Here is a 19,061-nt window from a genome sequence, read left to right as displayed (position 1 = left end):
TTTGTCAGGATTCGGCGGACCTCTCATCATTGTGATCTGGTTGGTCTTTGTGGTGGGATTAGCGCTGATATCGCGTCAGCTCTGGCCCCAGCAAAAAGAACTCAGTCGCAAGGTCATCCACATCGGCACGGGGGCAGTTGTCCCCCTCGCCTGGCTTTTTGAGATTCCTTCAGTCATTGCAATTCCTTGTGCGGCAGTCATCACCTTGATCACTGCCATGAATCATCAATGGCGATTCATCGCTGCCATTGAAGAGGTTGATCGGAACAGTTACGGCACGATTGCCTATGGGTTAGCAATCACAATTCTGCTGGCGCTGTTTTGGCCAGATCGCCCCGATGCCGTCACCGCCGGAGTGTTGGTGATGGCCCTGGGGGACGGACTCGCAGGACTCATCGGACGGCAACTCAAGACACCTCAATGGATCATCTTTAAGCAAACGAAATCGATTGGTGGCACCGCAACCATGGCCATGGTTTCAATACTGGTGCTCATGATCCTGTCTAATGTGACGAGCCACATAATCTCGCTACCGATTGCGATTGCCATTGGATTAGGAGCAACAGGCCTCGAGCAAATCAGCATGCGAGGAGTGGACAATCTCACCGTTCCCTTAGGGGTAGGTCTGACATGGTCAATGTTGATCCCATAGCGGCATAAACATCACAAAAAACTCTGTCTTCAGATCCTTCAATTTGCCTCATCAACAAGATTGAAGCTGTTAGTGAGAAGCCCCAACAGCTTCTGCCAAATCATTCAAAATCTGTTCCGTTGTTTCAAGGCTGATGCAAGCATCGGTAATGCTTTGTCCGTAGGTGAGTTGCGATAAATCGGCTGGTATTTTCTGATTTCCCTCAACCAAGTGACTCTCAATCATCACTCCCATCAAATGCTTTGAACCAGAGCGCAACTGATCAGCAATCGAGGCCAACACGTCTGACTGACGACGGAAATCCTTATTGGAATTAGCATGACTGCAGTCCACCATTAAGCGATTTTCGAGACCATATTTCTTGAGTTCAGCCGCGGCCTCGCTAACAGCATCAACGTGATAATTGCTTCCTCGATTACCACCACGTAGTACAAGATGCCCATCAGGGTTACCCGTTGTACTCACAATCGAAGCCTGTCCATCTCGATTGATGCCAAGAAAGTGATGGGGCTTCGATGCCGCTTGCATGGCATTAATAGCAATCGTGGCGCTGCCATCTGTGCTGTTTTTATATCCGATCGGCATCGATAATCCAGAGGCCATCTCCCGATGGGTTTGGCTCTCGGTGGTCCGGGCGCCGATCGCGGTCCAGCTGATCAAGTCAGCGATGTACTGAGGGACCACAGGATCCAGCAACTCTGTTGCCGCTGGCATCCCCTCACGGGCCAAATCCAGCAAAAGTCCGCGAGCACGGCGGAGACCTGTGTTGATGTCGTACGAACCATCCAGATGTGGATCGTTAATTAGCCCTTTCCAACCAACGGTGGTTCTCGGCTTCTCGAAATACACCCGCATCACGACTTCCAATCGATCTTTGAGGCGCTCTCGGATCGGAGCCAGGCGTTCGGCATACTCACGCGCCGCTGCAACATCGTGAACGGAACACGGACCCACCACCGCCAGCAAACGTTGGTCATCCCCCCGAAGGATGGCTTGGATGCGTTTCCGTGCTGATGTCACGGTGTTCAGAGCGTTCGCATCCGGCGCTAAATCTTGATGCAATAAAGCGGGTGCGACCAGGGGGCGGGTCTCCACCACATGCAAATCTGAGGTGGTGGCCATAACCAAAAAGCCAGATAAAACCAAGGTTACGCACCGGCATTCGATCAACCGACCCATGTCCATGAAGAATGGACATCTGCCACGCACTTTGATCACCATGCTGAACGCCTACAGCAAGCTGGCCGCAGAACGAGAAGCCCAGGGCGTTCCGGCATTGCCGCTGACTGCTGAACAAACCAAAGACCTCACCCAACTGCTCGAAAATCCGCCGACAGATCAGAAGCAGATCCTGCTGGACCTGCTCAGTGATCGCATTCCACCTGGGGTTGATGAAGCGGCCTACGTGAAAGCCACTTGGCTTAGCGCTGTGGCCCAGGGCAACGCGAGCAGTCCTTTCGTTGCGCCCCTTGAAGCAGCACGGCTCCTGGGAACGATGGTTGGCGGATACAACGTGGCTGCCCTGATCGAACTGCTGAACAACAGTGATAAGCAACTGGCCAAATGTGCAGCCGAAGGCCTGAGCCGCACGCTGCTGGTTTACGACGCCTTCAATGAAGTGATGGACCTGGCCACCAGCAATCGCTTCGCCAAGCAGGTGGTCGACAGTTGGGCCGCTGCTGAGTGGTTCACGTCACGGACTGAGCTAGCTGAATCGATCACCGTGACCGTGTTCAAGGTGGACGGAGAAACCAACACCGACGACCTCTCCCCAGCCACCCATGCCACAACACGGCCTGACATCCCCCTGCATGCTCTGGCGATGCTGGAGACGCGAGACCCCAACGGGCTCAACACCATTGCGAAGCTGAAAGAGAACGGCCATCCAGTGGCCTACGTCGGCGATGTGGTGGGCACAGGCAGCTCACGAAAAAGTGCGATCAACTCCGTTCTTTGGCATACGGGGAATGACATTCCCCACGTGCCAAACAAACGCGCTGGAGGCGTCATTCTCGGCGGCAAAATCGCCCCAATCTTTTTCAACACCGCGGAAGATTCCGGCGCGCTTCCGATCGAATGTGATGTCAGCCAACTGAACACAGGTGATGTGATCACGATCCGTCCCCATGCCGGCACGGTCGAACGCGATGGAACGGTGATCAGCCACTTCGATTTGAAACCCAGCACGATCAGCGATGAGGTGCGGGCTGGCGGCCGAATTCCTCTCATGATCGGCAGGGCCCTCACCGACAAAGTTCGCAACCAGCTGGGACTTCCTCCCTCAGAGGTATTTATTCGCCCGAGTACCCCTCAAAACAACGGCAAAGGATTCACCTTGGCCCAAAAAATGGTTGGCAAAGCCTGTGGACTCCCCGGTGTACAGCCCGGAACGAGCTGCGAACCGCTCATGGCCACAGTCGGCTCTCAAGACACCACAGGTCCGATGACCCGTGACGAAATGAAGGAACTGGCTTGTCTGGGCTTCTCCTCCGACTTAGTAATGCAGAGCTTCTGCCATACAGCGGCCTATCCGAAGCCTGTCGATCTCCAAACCCAACAAGACCTCCCCGATTTCTTTGCTCAGCGCGGAGGAGTCGCCCTGCGACCCGGAGACGGGATTATCCACAGCTGGCTGAATCGCATGCTGCTGCCTGACACCGTTGGTACGGGGGGAGACAGTCACACCCGATTCCCCCTTGGTATTTCGTTTCCAGCCGGTTCAGGCTTGGTGGCATTTGCCGCAGCCATCGGCGCCATGCCTTTGGACATGCCGGAGTCTGTTTTGGTGCGATTCAGCGGTGCACTGCAACCGGGCGTGACCTTGCGCGATGTGGTGAATGCCATCCCTTGGGTGGCCATTCAACGTGGTCTGCTCACGGTGGAAAAGGCCAACAAAAAAAATATTTTCAATGGCCGAATCATGGAAATCGAAGGTCTTCCGGATTTGAAGCTCGAACAGGCCTTTGAACTCACCGACGCCACAGCAGAGCGATCCTGCGCGGGCTGCACCATCAAACTCTCCGAAGCAACGGTGAGTGAATACTTACGCAGCAATGTGGCCTTGCTCAAAAACATGATTGCGCGGGGCTACAGCGATGCACGAACCCTGGCGCGACGCGTGAAAGCAATGGAGGACTGGCTGGCCGATCCCCAACTTCTTGAGGCGGATCCCGATGCGGAATACGCCGAGATCCTTGAAATCAATCTCGATGAACTCACCGAACCCGTTCTGGCCTGTCCCAACGATCCCGACAATGTGAAGCTGCTGAGCGAAGTCGCTGGAAATGCCGTTCAGGAGGTCTTCATTGGTTCATGCATGACCAACATCGGCCATTACCGCGCCGCCGCAAAAGTGCTGGAAGGTTCCGGCAGCAACAAAGCCCGGCTCTGGGTTTGTCCACCCACAAGGATGGACGAAGAGATGCTGAAGCAAGAGGGGTACTACGCCACCTTCGAAGCAGCTGGTAGCCGGATGGAAATGCCTGGATGCTCCCTATGCATGGGTAATCAAGCCCGTGTGGACGACGACACCACCGTGTTCTCCACCAGCACACGCAACTTCAACAATCGCTTGGGCAAAGGCGCCCAGGTGTATCTCGGTAGCGCAGAGCTGGCAGCCGTTTGTGCACTTTTAGGGCGTATTCCTACCCCCGAGGAGTACCAACGCATCGCCGCAGAAAAGATCAATCCAATGTCGGATGAGCTTTACCGCTATCTGAACTTCGACCAAATTGCTGGCTTCGAAGACCAAGGGCGAGTGATGAGCGCCGATGACGAAGCGGCTGTTCTGGCACAAGCCTGAGACCGACTTTGCAAGACAACAGCGACCCAAACCAAAATCGCGATCCCCGGATCTCAAGCCGCAGCATTCGACGCCTGCTCGAACGCCGCTGGTTTGTAGTGGTTTTGGCCCTGTCCTTAACAGGACTTGGAGCCACGATCACCGGCCTGTTATTTCAAAGCGGTATCCACCTCTTAAGTGATTGGCGTCGTGACCTTCTTCATGACGTTCCAGCCTGGATCGTATTGCCCGTTTTGGGTGCGTTTGGAGGCTTGGTATCCGGGTGGCTCATTAGCAACCTGGCGCCAGCTGCCGGCGGAGCAGGGGTCACCCACATCATGGGTTTTCTCCGTCACAAGTCGGTTCCCATGGGTCTACGCGTGGGCCTTGTGAAATTGGTGGCTGGAATCATTGCTATCGGCTGTGGCTTCCCCCTTGGCCCAGAGGGTCCAGCCGTACAAATGGGTGGATCCGTCGCCTGGCAAATGTCGCGATGGCTGAAAGCACCGGTGGCATTTCGGCGCGTGATCGTTGCAGCCGGAGGAGGGGCAGGAATCGCTGCAGTGTTCAGCGCACCGCTCGGTGGCTTCATCTATGCGATCGAAGAATTGCTGCATTCAGCAAGACCAGTAGTGCTGTTACTGGTGTTGATCACCACCTTTTCAGCCGACACATGGGCCGATGTATTGGGTGTATTTGGGCTGGGATCGAGCGGCAAGGGATTCCAACCCAATCTGGGCTTTTTACTCGAACGAAAGTTCCCAATTGATGTGGAATTTTTTCCCATCGATGTGATTTATCTCATCAGCCTTGGAGCCTTAATTGGTGTTTTAGCGGAGCTTTACACCCGCTACGTACTCATGATGCAACGCCAAGGACAGCATTGGTTTAGCAATAGGCTGATTTTGCGCATGAGCCTGAGTGGACTCGTCTTAGGCAGCGTCTATGCCGCCTTGCCATCGAGCTTCCACAACCTCGATGAACTATTTCACCTGATCGGCGCCAGCGAAACGGGGGTAACGCAAGCACTAGCCGGATTCGTCGTGCTGTTCTTCAGCACTGGCCTTGCCGCGGCCTCGGGCGCACCGGGCGGGCTGTTTATGCCCATGCTCACCCTTGGAGGAGCCATGGGCCTGGCCTGTGGAGATTGGGTGCAATCCCTCACCGGCCATCTGCCCAATACTTACGTTTTCGCGGGAATGGGCGCTTTCGTGGCGGGCTGTTCACGCACACCGATCACTGCGATGTTCCTGGCCTTTGCATTGGTCAAAGACCTACTGATCCTGAAACCAATCCTGGTAGCCTGCCTCACCAGTTTTCTGGTCGCCCGACTCTTCAATCCTCACTCCATTTACGAACGCCAAATGAGCATGGAAGCTGCTGATGCAAAGCAAATACAGAACGAAAAATAAAAACCAATAACCGTTACTACAGCCTCCTAAAAGAATAAATACATCGGCCAAAACTAAAAAGCTTCAATGAATGATTGGCCTCCATTAACACGATGCTGCATTGACAACCCATCCCCTTCAGTCCATCAACCGTGTTGACTTCAAACCAACAAAACCATGCATCGTCTCCGTCAGGCTGACCAGCAAAGCTGCAGGATGAGGCGAAAGACAATCTTGATCTCCTGAATCAGGAAACCCTGCTATTTGATCCAGCCCCGCCGGATCCTGGTGCACTACGGGCTGTACTGGCCTTCCCAAGCACATACTCCGTGGGCATCACAAGCCTGGGGTACCAAATTGTCTGGGCCACCCTCGCCCAACGGCATGACGTTGACGTTCGCCGCCTGTTTACCGACCAAGGCGATCCACTACCGCGACGCTGCGACCTCTTCGGTCTGTCCCTGAGTTGGGAATTGGATGGACCGGTGCTTCCTGAGCTTTTACGCAACCAACGCATTCCGATCTGGGCAACCGAACGCAACGACGATGACCCCATCGTGTTCGGCGGCGGACCAGTGCTCACCGCCAACCCGGAACCGCTCGCTCCCTTTTTCGATGCCGTGCTCCTTGGAGACGGCGAATTACTGCTGCCCGCCTTCATCGATGCCCTGCAGCAGTGCCGCCACAGTCCACGCAACGAACGCTTGCGGCACCTAGCCCAAGTGCCCGGGGTGTATGTGCCTTCCCTCTATGCACCCCGCTACGACACGGACGGGACCTTGATGGCTGTGGAACCGATTGATGCAGCTATCCCAGCGCTGGTTGAAAAACAAACCTGGCGTGGAAACACTCTCAGCCACTCCACAGTCGTAACTCCAGAAGCAGCGTGGCCCGACATTCACATGGTGGAGGTTGTGCGCAGTTGCCCGGAACTTTGCAGATTTTGCTTAGCCAGCTATCTGACCCTGCCCTTCCGCACTCCATCGCTTGATGACGGCCTCATCCCCGCCGTTGAAAAAGGCTTAACCGCCACCAAGCGCCTCGGGCTTTTGGGAGCATCCGTCACCCAACATCCTCAGTTTTCAGAGCTTCTGCAGTGGCTGGATGGGGATCGCTTTGATGGCACCCGGATCAGTGTGAGCTCCGTACGGGCCGCCACCGTGACCCCCGAGCTGGCAACCATCTTGTCGAAACGCGGCAGCCGCTCGCTCACGATTGCGATCGAAAGCGGCAGCGAACGCATGCGAGAAGTCGTGAACAAAAAACTCACCACTGAAGCCATCCATGCAGCTGCCCGCCACGCCAAACAAGGCGGTCTGACCGGACTGAAGTTGTACGGAATGGCCGGGCTACCCACCGAAACAGATGACGACATCGAAGCCACTGCAGAACTGCTTCTTGCACTGAAACGTGACACCAAAGGGCTGCGGCTCACCCTTGGGGTGAGCACATTCGTTCCGAAAGCCCAAACACCATTCCAATGGCAAGGCGTCCGACCGGAAGCGGAAAAACGACTAAAAAGACTGGCTAAACAGCTGAAACCCAAAGGGATTGAATTCCGTCCGGAAAGTTATGGCTGGAGCGTGATTCAGGCCTTGCTCTCCAGAAGTGACCGCCGCTTAGCGCCCGTGATCGCTGCCGTTGGGGACGGACGGGAAAGCATGGGCGGTTGGAAAAAGACCTACCGCGCTGCGTTGAATGGTGAACTGGAGCCCATGCCTGGACCATCGCAGCCACTCCCACCTCCGTGGGCAGAGGTGGTTCATGACCCATGGGAGACCCAGCGCACCTTGCCTTGGACGCATCTCAGAGGTCCGCTGGCTCCCCAGAAGCTGCAAGAGCATCACGATCAGGCTTTAACGGTTGGCTGACGTTCGCCAATCCAGCGAACAACACCCAGCCAAGGATGTTCATCCTGCTGTCAAACAATGGCAGGTCGGTGGCATGCATCACCACCATCACGAGCGCGGCCGCCCACCAAGCTCGCTCGAGGGGGTCTCGCCGCAACATTCCACGTTTCAGCGCAACCACCAACAGAAGAAACACCGTGCCAACAATGAGAACAGCGACCGGCAGCCCATGACTAATCGCTAATTCCAGCGGCAAATTATGGGAATGGCCATGCCACCGTTTCGCCGCATAGATGGGATACAGCACGCTGAACGCAGCCGCTCCCCATCCGAACCAAGGGCGGGCCGCCACCAATTCGATGCCATAACCCCACTGGCCTAGGCGGGTGTGCTTCCAAGCCGTCGGCGTTTCTTGATCCAACAGGCGCTCTGCCATTCGATCGGGCAGGAGGGCGGCAGACCAACTTTTTAAACCGATCGGAATGCCTGGCAACACCGCCAAAGCCAGAGGCACGCTCAACAACGCCAAAAGCGGCAACAGCCAGGTCCACTGCATTGGCCCGATCACCAACGGCACCGCAAGCGCAAGAGCGCCCATGGCATTTCTGGACTGGGTGAACAACACCGCAACAGCCGTCGACAGGACTAACGCGAATGCACCACCACGCCGCCACCAACCATCCGGACGCAGCACACACGCCAACATCAGAGGCCAAACCACCCCTAACCAAGCTCCAGCAATGTTGGCGTAATCAAATAAGCCAGAAAGACGGCCGCTGGGTTGTCCTCCAGGAGCGACAAACCACACAATCGCGCCACCCCCGAATTGCCAAGGACCAGACCAGCCCAACAACATCTGTCCGAACCCCGTGACCAACACAGGCAGCGTTCCGGCCACGAGCATCCAAGCCGCCTGGCGACGTTGTTTCACGGTCTCAAGGTGGGGTCGACACGCCCAGAAAGCCCAAAAGAAGGGAAGCCAATTGGCCAGGCCCGCCCAGGCCAAAGCACCGGACTGGGCAAAACAACACCCCAGCACCATCAGCAAGCCAGCCAACAACAAAGGCTGCATCCACGGATCGCGCCAGATCGGTTGCTCACGGCCTTGGCTACCGCTGATGCAAGCCACCAGAAAACAGAGACCCCCCAACAGCGCACTGGACGGAAGCAAAAACATGCCTAGTCGAAACGCCTGACCTCCAGAGAGCTGTCTCACGCCAATAGGCCCGTCATGCGAACACTGCCGTACGGCCGCGATACACCATCACTTGGCGTCGCAAATGCAAACGAAGGGCCCTGGCAAGGGCCAGCCGTTCCGTGTCGCGTCCCTTTCGAATCAGATCACTCACTTCATCCCGATGACTGACGTGAACAGTCGTCTGCTCAATGATCGGTCCGTCATCGAGATCTTCTGTGACGTAATGCGCTGTGGCACCAATCAATTTGACCCCTCTCTCCCAAGCACGGTGATAGGGCTGAGCACCCTTAAAAGCCGGAAGGAAAGAGTGATGGATATTGATCACGTCGGGAAAGCGCTCGAGGAAGCCAGAGCTGAGCACTTGCATGTACTTGGCAAGAACAACCAGTTCAATCCCGTGTTCTTCGAGCAAACGAAGGATTGTGAGCTCTGCCTCAGCCTTCGATACCGGAGTCACCGGAACACAAAAGAAGGGCACGCCAAAGCCCCGGCAAAGCTGTTCCAAATCAGGATGATTGGCAATCACCAAAGGCACTTGCATTGCCAACTCTCCGCTCTGCACGCGCCAGAGCAGGTCGAATAAGCAATGGCTCTGCTTACTCGCCAAGATCGCAACTTTTGGCAGTTCATCAGAAAAACTCAGCTGAACCTGACCCTTGAGCCGTTCTGCAAGGGCACAGACAGCTTCCGGCAAAGCCTGTCGAGGGATTCCAAACCCCTCGAGCGTCCATTCAATCCGACTCAGGAACAAGCCAGCACCCACATCGGTGTGATGGTCGGCATGGCGGATGTTTCCACCATTCGCAGCCACCCACCCCGCGAGTTCACTGACAAGACCAGAACGATCGGGACAGATCATCTGAAGGATGACCGTGGCCTCACTCACCACAACACTTTTAAAAACAAATTCTCCCGCAACAAAGCCTCTGGTTAAAGTCGCAGAAACTATTTTCTAATCATGCTGAAGGCCATACGCCGCCTCGCCGCGTTCTGCCTCTGCATCGGCCTTTGTTGGGGTTTGATGATTCCGGCCAGCAGTGAAGCCGCATCCAGCAAGCCCGTCGATCTGAGCGTTCTAAAGCGTCAAGCCGAAGCATTCACGAACACGAAAGCACGTTTGCCAGAGCTCGCTCGTCTTGTGAGCAATGAAGACTGGACCTTCACCCGCAACTTGATTCACGGCCCAATGCAGGAAGTGGGTCGCGAAATGTTGTTCATCAACCAATCCCTTGATCGCACTGAGCGCAAAAATGCCGACAAGCTGGCGCGCTCTTTAAAAGATGCCTTGGCAGGCCTTGATGAAGCAGCACGCTTGCAGGATGCCGGTCAGATGCAGAAGGCCTACGGCAGTCTTGCTGCAAGCTTTGATGCCTATTCCGACATCATTCCCGCTGAGGCTTTGAGCTGACCCATTCCGTCGCTGTTGTTGGTGCCGGAGCCATTGGCCTCAGCACCGCATGGCAGCTGTCTCAACGGGGACATCAAGTCGTCCTCTTCGATCCAAGGCTGAATCAGCCCATCGAAACAGAGCGTCGAATTAGCAGAGGTAACGGCACCAGTGCTTCCCTGGGTGTGCTGATGGGACATGTCTTCCGTCGCTCCAGTGGTCGCGGATGGAGACTGCGTCAGCGCAGCATGGCGCTCTGGCCCCAGTGGATTGGAGAGCTGCAACAGTTCGAGCCAGCGCTCAGCCTGGATCGATCCCTGATTCAAGTCGCAGAAGACGCTTCCGCCTTTGAGCGCATGCGGAAGCTCGCATCCGACCGAAGCCATTTGGGTTTACGGGCCATCCCGCCTAGCAACGTTGGGACAATTTGGCCAACCGCTCAGTTCGGGGCACTGCACTCCGAAAACGATGGCCGAATCGACCCAGTGCTGCTGCAAAGAGCGCTTCGCTTCGCCCTAGCAGAACGCGCCGTCGAGCTTGTCCCAGAGCCCGTCGATGTCCTCACTCGCAAGAATCCTGACTGGCAGCTCAACTGCAGCGGAGGTCATCGAAGCGTTCACGATGCTGTCGTGATCTGTGCAGCACTGGCAAGTCCAGCCCTGATCGAACCGCTGGGCCACAGCCGTCCCATCAGCCCGGTCTTAGGACAAGCCCTTTCCCTCAACTGCGCCGATGGACCCTCCAGTTGGCAAGGATGGCCCGCTGTGTTGGTGAATCAGGGATTTAACTTGATCCCCAACGGCCCAAATCGGTTGCTCTTGGGAGCAACCGTCGAACCAGGAGATTCAGCGTCGCCCAGCCCCTTAGAGCTGATGCGATCTCTGAACGACAGGGCACCAACCTGGTTGAAAAACGCAGAACCGATCGAGCAATGGAGCGGTTTGCGAGCGCGTCCGGTGGACCGCCCTGCTCCACTGCTCGAGACACTTGAACCGGGACTGATCTTGGCCTCAGGCCATTACCGAAACGGAGTTTTACTCGCTCCCGCAACAGCTGAGTGGATCGCCAATGGCTTCGCTACGGGTGCCAACGGTTTCGCACAATCCCAATAAAAAGGGCCCTGTATGGGCCCTTGACTGAAAAAGGATGTGATCGACGACTTACTTGGTCTCTGTAAATTCCGCGTCGATCACGTCATCGGCAGCGTTACCACCACCTGCGCCACCATTGGCATCGGCTGCGGCATCGCCGTCAGGGGCTGCACCACCCGCTTGGGCACCATCTTGTTGGTAAACAGACGCACCCACGGTGTAGAGCTCTTGCTGGAGTTCTTCCAGCAAGGTCTTCATCGCGTCGTAGTCCTCGGCTTCAACAGCATCCTTGAGCTTGACGCGCTTCTCCTCAACTTTGGCCTTGGCATCGGCATCGACCTTGTCGGCCAGCTCCGTCATCTGCTTCTCAGCCTGATAAACCAGCGTTTCAGCTTGGTTTTTCAAGTCGATGCGCTCACGCTTCTCCTTATCAGCGCTGGCGTTGGTCTCGGCGTCCTTCACCATTTTGTCGACCTCTGAATCCGAAAGGGTCGATGCACCCGTGATCGAGATCGACTGCTCCTTACCGCTGCCCTTGTCCTTGGCGGTCACGCTCAGAATTCCGTTGGCGTCGATATCGAACGTCACCTCGATTTGCGGTACACCCCTTGGGGCCGGAGGAATGCCATCGAGCCGGAAGGTACCGAGAGACTTGTTATCAGATGCCATTTCGCGCTCACCCTGGAGCACATGAATTTCCACGTTCGTCTGACCATCCACAGCGGTGGAATAGGTCTCAGACTTCTTGGTGGGAACAGTGGTGTTGCGGGTGATCATCTTCGTCATCACACCACCAAGGGTCTCCACGCCCAAAGACAACGGCGTGACATCAAGAAGAAGAATGTCTTTCACCTCTCCAGCAAGAACGCCCCCCTGAATCGCAGCACCAACAGCCACCACCTCGTCAGGGTTGACCGTTTGGTTCGGATCTTTGCTCGTGGTGCGCTTGACCAGATCAAGAACGGCTGGGATACGGGTGGAACCACCCACCATCACGATCTCGTCGAGTTCACCCGAAGACAGCTTGGCGTCTTTCAAAGCTTGCTCCACGGGAACCCGGCAGCGGTCGATCAGATTGGACGCCAATTCCTCAAATTTGGCCCTCGTCAATGTGAGATCGAGGTGCTTAGGTCCCTCAGGAGTTGCCGTGATGAACGGCAAATTGATTTCACTCTGGGTGGCATTGGAGAGCTCGATCTTGGCTTTTTCAGCAGCCTCTGTAAGCCGCTGCAAAGCTTGCTTGTCCTGACGTAAATCAATGCCTTCGTTCGATTTGAACGTTGCAGCCAGGTGATCAACGATCACTTTGTCGAAATCATCACCACCGAGGTGGGTGTCACCGGAGGTGGACAGAACTTCGAAAACGCCATCGCCAACCTCCAAAACGGAGACATCAAATGTGCCGCCACCAAGGTCAAAAACCAGAATTCGTTCGTTGCTCTTTTTATCGAGGCCATAGGCCAATGCCGCCGCAGTGGGCTCGTTGATGATGCGGAGCACCTCAAGGCCAGCGATCTTTCCAGCGTCCTTCGTCGCCTGGCGCTGAGAATCGTTGAAGTACGCAGGAACCGTGATCACTGCTTGGGTGACGGTCTCTCCTAGGTACTTACCGGCATCTTCTGCCAACTTTCTCAACACCTGAGCAGACACCTCTTCCGGCGCGAACTGCTTGTCCAACACAGGACATTTCACTTTCACGTTAGAGCCGGATTTTTCGACTCCATAACTCACTTCCTTTTGTTCCTCACTCACCTCATCAACCCGACGACCGATGAAGCGCTTCACCGAATAAAACGTGTTATCCGGATTCATCACCGCCTGTCGTTTGGCGATCTGGCCAACCAATTGGTCTTGGTTCTTGGTGTAAGCAACAACGGAGGGCGTTGTGCGGAAGCCCTCGGCGTTAGCGATAACGGTGGGCTTGCCACCCTCCATCACAGAAACGCAGCTGTTCGTGGTGCCAAGGTCAATGCCGACAACTTTGCCCATCGGTGCCCTTCCCTAAAAAGTGATCTGAATGGCGTCATCCTCATCAGGAGACCCCTTGAGAGGCGAGGTGGGGTTCCCGAACAGGCAGGCTGGAGAAGCGATCCGGCGACCCGATGATCAACGGTGATACAGGCCTGGTGGGACTGCTTGGCAACCCTGTGCGGCATTCCCTATCGCCGGCCATGCACAACGCTGCACTTCAGGCCTTGCAACTGAATTGGAGCTACCTCCCCCTTCCCTGCACTAGCCAAAATCTCAAAGAGGTTCTTGAAGGACTACGTGGTGTGGGTTGCCACGGCCTGAACGTGACCATCCCCCATAAACAGGATGTGGCTGGGCTTTGCCAGGAACTCAGCCCTCTCGCAAAACGGCTTGGCGCCGTGAACACCCTGATCCCACTCGACTCCGGCGGCTGGCACGGCACCAACACCGATGTGGAGGGTTTTCTGACCCCCTTGGGTGAACCATCCAGTTGGCAGAACTGCCGTGGGGTGATCATCGGTTGCGGTGGCTCCGCCCGAGCGATTGCAGCTGCCTTACAGGGCCTTGGATTGGCCTCCATCACGGTGATTGGTCGCCGCCGAGATGCCCTAGACGAGTTCATTCAAGATCTGCAACACGACGACGCCCCACTCACCCCTTGTCTTCACTCCAATCCAATGCTTGCTTCGCTCATTGAGCAGGCAGATTTAGTTGTGAACACCACCCCCGTCGGCATGGCACAACACGGGGAGGCCCAAGCGTTTCCCCTGGGTGAAGCGATCTGGAGCCACTTGCGAGGGTCTGCAGTGCTCTACGACCTCGTCTACACACCGCGTCCCACCGCTTGGCTCAGTTGGGGACAATCCCGAGGACACCGATGCATCGATGGGCTGGAAATGCTGGTGCAACAAGGTGCTGCATCACTTCGCCTATGGAGTGGTCGAAACGATGTTCCAGTCGAGACCATGCGACGTGCTGCCGAAGCAGCCCTAAAGCCCTAGCTAGCGTCAATTGAAATCACCTATCGATCGTGGAGATACCCCTCTGGCAGCGATGCGTCGCCCCGCTGATCTACCTGCTGCCGTGGGGTGATGCGGTTCCATTCGGCCTTGGCATGGATGGACTCTTCAACCAAATTCCACTCTTGAGATTGCTGATTGTTCCAGCGATTCCCTTTATTCAGTTGCAACGGGTTGTGCCGTTCGGCGGTTTGTTGCTCTTCTTCGTTTTGTTCTTGGGCGTTGTACGCAATCCCAACGTGCCTTATTTCCTGCGTTTCAACGCTCTCCAAGCCCTACTCACCGACATTGTGGTGATTGTGCTGAGCTTCGCCTTCAGCATTTTGTTGAGACCCATTGGCGGAGGCACGTTGCTCGTGGGAACACTCTCGAGCACTGTTGTGATCGCTGTACTGGCCATCTTGGTTTTCGCGATCATCGAATGCCTTCGGGGGCGTGAACCCGACCTGCCAGGGCTCAGCCAAGCCGTGCGCATGCAGCTCTACTGAAGAAGGCCTTGCGGAGACGAGGAGATAAGGTATTGGATTCGTCGCTCACTTCGGTGAGCCTGAAGTCCCCCGTCGGCACAGCCCATGACGCTCGATCCGTATTACGAGACCATGTACATCCTCCGTCCGGACATCCCGGAGGAGGAAGTTGAAAGCCACGTCACCAAGTACCGCGACATGATCGTGGAAGCAGGTGCCGAGGTTCTCGACAACCAAATGCGAGGCAAGCGACGGCTCGCTTATCCGATCGCTAAGCACAAAGAAGGCATCTACGTGCAACTCAGCCATAACGGCGATGGGCAGCAAGTTGAAGTGCTGGAAAAGGCAATGAGGATTAGCGAAGACGTGATTCGCTACCTCACTGTGAAGCAGGAGGGTCCTTTACCAGCTCCTCGTGTGGTTCCTGGCACCGAAGCTCCTGCTCCAGCTCAGGCAGCAGAAACCCCAGAACCAGAAGCCTCCTAAAGGCAGTTGTTGTCTCCATGAACGGGCGATAACGTCCGTTCATGGATCCGACCCACTCCGAATCACAGGCAGCAGAACAGCAATGGTTGGATCCTGCTACTCCGACCAATCACGACAAATTTCTAGAGCAACGCATCGAAGAGCTTGAGCAGCAAGTGGCTGCTTACGACGCCTTGCTCAATGAATTACCCGATTTGTTTGAACGCAAGTTCCAAGAACGCCTGGCACCCATCCTGGAGCGATACCAACTGCTCTCAGAACAACAAACGAAGAACGCACCAGCGACTGATACCCCCTTACTGCAATCCACCAAATCCCCGGACAACGTGGTGCGTTTTCCAGGGATCAAGCTGATGTCTTTTCTCAGACCCCGACGGCGTTCAGCGTGACGATCGTTTCGAAGCCGCCCAAAGACGAATCGGCAATCCCCAGACATAGATGAACCCCTCAGCAGCCCGATGATCAAATTGATCCTCACTGCCATAGGACGCCATTTCGGGCACGTACAAGCTGCTATCGCTGGAGCCTCGACCAATCACGGTGGCGTTGCCCTTGTGCAGTCTTAAACGCACTACACCATTGACGTGCTCTTGGGTGCGGTCCATGAAGCCATCCAAGGCCTCTTTCAAAGGGCCAAACCAAAGGCCCTGATACACCAAATCAGACCACTGCATCTCAAGCTGGCGTTTGCTGCGAAGAACATCCGCGGCGAGGGTGAGACTCTCGAGTTCTTGGTGCGCCTGGATTAACAGCAACAGGCCTGGAGTTTCGTAAATCTCCCTTGATTTGATTCCCACCACACGGTTCTCAATCATGTCGAGGCGACCAATGCCATGGGTGCCTGCCAGAGCATTGGCCTGACGAATCATCGCGACAGGATCCAAGCGTTGGCCATTGATAGCAACGGGATTACCGCTCTCAAACGTGATCTCGATCTCTTCAAATGCATCAGGTGCATCCGTGATCGAACGCGTCATCGCGAACACCTCTTCTGGAGGCGCCACCATCGGATCTTCGAGGGGACCCGCCTCAATACTGCGTCCCAATAAATTGAGATCAATCGAGTAGGGCGATTTTTTGCTCACCGGCGATGGCATGCCAAAACGTTCGCCATAGGCAATCGTTTCTTCTCGGCTCATTCCCCATTCCCTCGCGGGCGTCAGCACCTTGAGGTCTGGCGCCAGAGAAGCAATCGCCACATCAAAACGCACCTGGTCGTTGCCCTTCCCCGTACAGCCATGGGCTACAGCGTCAGCTCCCACTTCACGGGCCACCTCCACCAGTCGCTTGGCAATCAATGGGCGAGCCAAAGCTGTGGATAAGGGATAACGACCTTCGTAAAGAGCATTCGCTCGAATCGCTGGGAACGCAAAGTCTTCGATGAAGGGCTGAATGAGATCTCCGACAAGTGACTGACTGGCCCCAGCATCGAGCGCTTTCTGACGAATGGGCTCCAATTCATCCCCTTGGCCCAGATCCGCAGCAAAGGTAATGACCTCTTCCACTCCCCATTCCTGCTTGAGATAAGGAATGCAGACGCTGGTATCAACCCCACCGGAGTAGGCGAGCACAACCTTTTTCGCGCGGCCCATCAACGGCTCTCCTAATCAAACGTGTTTGATTCTCGCGTCCCGTCGTCCACCCCAGACGCAGTCGGCAACACAAGCCAAATGCCTAAAAGGATTGAAGGCAGAAAAACGATCAAGAGAACCAGCGCAAAAGGCGCCTGCAGGGGAAAGGGGCGTAGCTCTCCCCATAAACGGAGTCCCCCACTGATCAACAAAGCGCTGCCCCATACCAACCCGATCAGCATTGGTTTCGGCATTGATGAGCAGGTCTCGAGATGATCTATGATGATTGATTGGTTCCGGGTTCAGGTCGCGCATGGGTGCTCTGGTTGATACAAACGCGTTAGACAACGTCAACCCATCCCTCACCCGTTATGGACGGAAAGACCCAGCTCCGGTCTTGCCGTTGCGTGAAGAACCGGATTTGTTGTCTTGGTTGGAAACCAGTGGACGTCTCGTCGCAGACGAGGAATCTGGCTCACCTGAAGTGAGCACCGTGGAAGAAGAAGAACTCTCGGCACTCATGGGCGAAAAAGAGGACTACAACAACGCCGACGAACAAAACGAAGAGCAGTGGGAGTCCTGACGCACGACTCAAGCTGCCATTGAATCCGTCAAAGCAACTGCCTTAGGGTCCAAGAACCAAGCCATAAAACCGTGACCCCCACGGAGACAACTGATCAACCCTGGTGGGGGAAAGGTTCTTTTTGTGCAACCCTGCTCATCCTGTTTGTCTTCGCTGCAAGTCTTGCTGCCGATAAGTGGGTCAGCAATTCTCAACTCACACTGCCCCTGCTGCTAGCAACGGTGGTTTCCATGACCGCTGCTGGGTTGGGAATTCCTCGTCTCAAAGCTCTGAAGATGGGGCAGGTGATTCGAGAAGAAGGACCCCGCGGACATCAAAGTAAATCAGGCACGCCAACGATGGGCGGCCTCTTGGTAGTTCCGGTTGGGGTGATTCTCGGCAGCTGGATCACTCGCGAACCGGAGGCCTCACAACAACTCCTGGCCGTTTCGGGTGTAACCCTCGCCTACATGCTGATCGGTGGATTTGACGATTGGCGCAGCCTCACGCGACGAACCAACAGCGGCCTCACACCGCGGGGCAAGTTACTGCTGCAAACAATTGCAGCCCTCATTTTCTTAGCGATCGCCGCCTGGCAAGGATGGATTAACAGCACTGTGGCTTTGCCATTCGGCCAAAACCTCCCCCTTGGCTTGTTGATCTGGCCACTGGGCTTATTCGTCTTTCTCGCGGAAAGCAACGCCACCAACCTCACTGATGGATTGGATGGCTTGGCATCCGGCTGCGGTGCGCTCGTCTTCACTGGGTTAGCGCTTCAACTGATGTTGCGCGGCAACCATGGCGACCCAGCCATCGCTGGCTTTTGCATGACGATGGCTGGCACATGGCTCGGGTTTTTGGTGTTTAACCGCCATCCAGCTCGCGTCTTTATGGGAGACACAGGTTCCCTCGCGATGGGTGCTGCTCTCACCGCAGTCGCCCTGCTGTCCAACAGCCTTTGGCCACTCCTCGTGATGGGGGGCGTTTTCCTTGCAGAGTCGTTGTCCGTGATCATTCAGGTGTGGGTGTTCAAAGCCACCAAAGGAGCCGATGGTGAGGGACGACGGATCTTCCGCATGGCCCCACTGCATCATCACTTCGAACTTGGGGGCACAAATGAGCGCACTCTGGTGCCATGCTTCTGGACGGCCACTGCCGCTTTCGTAGTGCTAGGGCTTTACTTGCGACCCTTGGGCTGAACTGAATGACCTATTTCACCTGGCGGGAATCCGGTCTCACAGCCGAATGTTCCAGCCTTGAGGCCATGGCGTCACGTTTCGAAGAATCAGCCAGCCTGATGCGCAGGATGGCTAACGAAGGGTTCCAAGTGGAACGCCATGGAACGCAACAACGCATTACTCATCCTGACCCCTCCGTTTTTGAAGCATGGGGCTTTATCAGTGAGGAGTCTCCCGTTCAACAGCTCACACTGATTCCAGATCTCAAGAACTAATGGAGAGCTTGCTCACGAAAACTGCGGAACTGCTCTCCAGTGCAGCATCAGACCCTGATCGCGTTTTGAAGTGGGTGCTGATCTATTTCGGAATCTCATCCTTGGGGTTCATCGCTGTTTGGCTGATCGGTTCCATTCGCGATGCTCAACGCTCAGGATCCAACTGATTCCCTCCATCACCA

The 19,061-nt window shown here is 55.7% G+C and carries 20 protein-coding genes; 14 read left to right on the top strand and 6 right to left on the bottom strand.

The window, feature by feature from the left end:
* Position 1 precedes the first annotated feature (1 nt).
* A complete protein-coding gene (locus BL107_RS01945) occupies positions 2–652 on the top strand; it encodes a diacylglycerol/polyprenol kinase family protein (protein WP_009788583.1) in 651 nt (216 codons plus the stop codon).
* A gap of 69 nt (positions 653–721) precedes the next feature.
* Here the strand turns inward: BL107_RS01945 and BL107_RS01940 are convergent, their stop codons facing one another.
* Complete coding sequence (locus BL107_RS01940) at positions 722–1,774, bottom strand: 3-deoxy-7-phosphoheptulonate synthase (RefSeq protein WP_037988679.1); 1,053 nt, start codon at positions 1,772–1,774, stop codon at positions 722–724.
* 97 nt (positions 1,775–1,871) lie between these two features.
* Between BL107_RS01940 and acnB the strand changes: the two genes are divergently transcribed.
* From acnB to BL107_RS01925, 3 genes are all read left to right on the top strand, one after another.
* The gene (gene acnB / locus BL107_RS01935; RefSeq protein WP_037988677.1) at positions 1,872–4,454 is read left to right on the top strand and encodes a bifunctional aconitate hydratase 2/2-methylisocitrate dehydratase; all 2,583 of its coding nucleotides are present in this window, start codon (positions 1,872–1,874) and stop codon (positions 4,452–4,454) included.
* A gap of 8 nt (positions 4,455–4,462) precedes the next feature.
* Complete coding sequence (locus tag BL107_RS01930; protein WP_009788580.1) at positions 4,463–5,845, top strand: ClC family H(+)/Cl(-) exchange transporter; 1,383 nt, start codon at positions 4,463–4,465, stop codon at positions 5,843–5,845.
* Between the two features lie 221 nt (positions 5,846–6,066).
* A complete protein-coding gene (locus BL107_RS01925; RefSeq protein ID WP_071984218.1) occupies positions 6,067–7,695 on the top strand; it encodes a radical SAM protein in 1,629 nt (542 codons plus the stop codon).
* Here BL107_RS01925 and BL107_RS01920 read toward each other — a convergent pair.
* Entirely contained in the window at positions 7,631–8,851 is a 1,221-nt protein-coding gene (locus tag BL107_RS01920) for an O-antigen ligase (RefSeq protein ID WP_009788578.1), read from the bottom strand. The genes BL107_RS01925 and BL107_RS01920 overlap by 65 nt on opposite strands.
* Before the next feature lie 52 nt (positions 8,852–8,903).
* Positions 8,904–9,758, bottom strand: coding sequence for a formyltetrahydrofolate deformylase (purU, locus tag BL107_RS01915; protein WP_198002316.1), 855 nt, complete (start codon positions 9,756–9,758; stop codon positions 8,904–8,906).
* 72 nt (positions 9,759–9,830) lie between these two features.
* Between purU and psbQ the strand changes: the two genes are divergently transcribed.
* Both psbQ and BL107_RS01905 read left to right on the top strand, forming a co-directional pair.
* Entirely contained in the window at positions 9,831–10,280 is a 450-nt protein-coding gene (psbQ, locus tag BL107_RS01910) for a photosystem II protein PsbQ (RefSeq protein WP_009788576.1), read from the top strand.
* Between the two features lie 32 nt (positions 10,281–10,312).
* Complete coding sequence (locus BL107_RS01905; RefSeq protein WP_369791575.1) at positions 10,313–11,371, top strand: NAD(P)/FAD-dependent oxidoreductase; 1,059 nt, start codon at positions 10,313–10,315, stop codon at positions 11,369–11,371.
* 48 nt (positions 11,372–11,419) lie between these two features.
* On the opposite strand, the gene dnaK is transcribed toward BL107_RS01905, so the two are convergent.
* Positions 11,420–13,339, bottom strand: coding sequence for a molecular chaperone DnaK (dnaK, locus tag BL107_RS01900; RefSeq protein WP_009788574.1), 1,920 nt, complete (start codon positions 13,337–13,339; stop codon positions 11,420–11,422).
* Positions 13,340–13,452: 113 nt separating this feature from the next.
* On the opposite strand from dnaK, the gene BL107_RS01895 reads away from it, so the two are divergent.
* The 4 genes from BL107_RS01895 (at position 13,453) to BL107_RS01880 (ending at position 15,682) form a co-directional block, all read left to right on the top strand.
* Positions 13,453–14,322, top strand: coding sequence for a shikimate dehydrogenase (locus tag BL107_RS01895; protein WP_009788573.1), 870 nt, complete (start codon positions 13,453–13,455; stop codon positions 14,320–14,322).
* A gap of 29 nt (positions 14,323–14,351) precedes the next feature.
* Positions 14,352–14,828 carry a Tic20 family protein gene (locus BL107_RS01890; RefSeq protein WP_009788572.1) on the top strand — a complete coding sequence of 159 codons (477 nt, stop codon included), beginning with the start codon at positions 14,352–14,354 and terminating at the stop codon, positions 14,826–14,828.
* An 84-nt stretch (positions 14,829–14,912) separates the two neighbouring features.
* A complete protein-coding gene (gene rpsF, locus BL107_RS01885) occupies positions 14,913–15,293 on the top strand; it encodes a 30S ribosomal protein S6 (protein ID WP_009788571.1) in 381 nt (126 codons plus the stop codon).
* A 41-nt stretch (positions 15,294–15,334) separates the two neighbouring features.
* A complete protein-coding gene (locus tag BL107_RS01880) occupies positions 15,335–15,682 on the top strand; it encodes a hypothetical protein (RefSeq protein ID WP_009788570.1) in 348 nt (115 codons plus the stop codon).
* Here the strand turns inward: BL107_RS01880 and BL107_RS01875 are convergent.
* Entirely contained in the window at positions 15,674–16,885 is a 1,212-nt protein-coding gene (locus tag BL107_RS01875; RefSeq protein WP_009788569.1) for an argininosuccinate synthase, read from the bottom strand. The genes BL107_RS01880 and BL107_RS01875 overlap by 9 nt on opposite strands.
* An 11-nt stretch (positions 16,886–16,896) precedes the next feature.
* Positions 16,897–17,118, bottom strand: coding sequence for a hypothetical protein (locus BL107_RS01870; RefSeq protein WP_009788568.1), 222 nt, complete (start codon positions 17,116–17,118; stop codon positions 16,897–16,899).
* Between the two features lie 59 nt (positions 17,119–17,177).
* On the opposite strand from BL107_RS01870, the gene BL107_RS01865 reads away from it, so the two are divergent.
* From BL107_RS01865 to BL107_RS12835, 4 genes are all read left to right on the top strand, one after another.
* Entirely contained in the window at positions 17,178–17,447 is a 270-nt protein-coding gene (locus BL107_RS01865) for a DUF3134 domain-containing protein (protein ID WP_009788567.1), read from the top strand.
* Between the two features lie 71 nt (positions 17,448–17,518).
* A complete protein-coding gene (gene mraY, locus BL107_RS01860) occupies positions 17,519–18,625 on the top strand; it encodes a phospho-N-acetylmuramoyl-pentapeptide-transferase (protein WP_009788566.1) in 1,107 nt (368 codons plus the stop codon).
* Between the two features lie 5 nt (positions 18,626–18,630).
* Positions 18,631–18,879, top strand: coding sequence for a hypothetical protein (locus tag BL107_RS01855; RefSeq protein ID WP_009788565.1), 249 nt, complete (start codon positions 18,631–18,633; stop codon positions 18,877–18,879).
* On the top strand, positions 18,879–19,046 hold the full coding sequence (locus BL107_RS12835; protein ID WP_009788564.1) for a hypothetical protein: 168 nt from the start codon (positions 18,879–18,881) through the stop codon (positions 19,044–19,046). Before BL107_RS01855 ends, BL107_RS12835 begins: the two co-directional genes overlap by 1 nt.
* Positions 19,047–19,061: the final 15 nt, after the last annotated feature.

The organism is Synechococcus sp. BL107 (assembly GCF_000153805.1).
In the GTDB taxonomy this organism is placed as follows: domain Bacteria; phylum Cyanobacteriota; class Cyanobacteriia; order PCC-6307; family Cyanobiaceae; genus Parasynechococcus.
The sequence above is the reverse complement of the archived record's forward strand: the minus strand, read 5'-3'. Positions and strand labels throughout refer to the sequence as shown.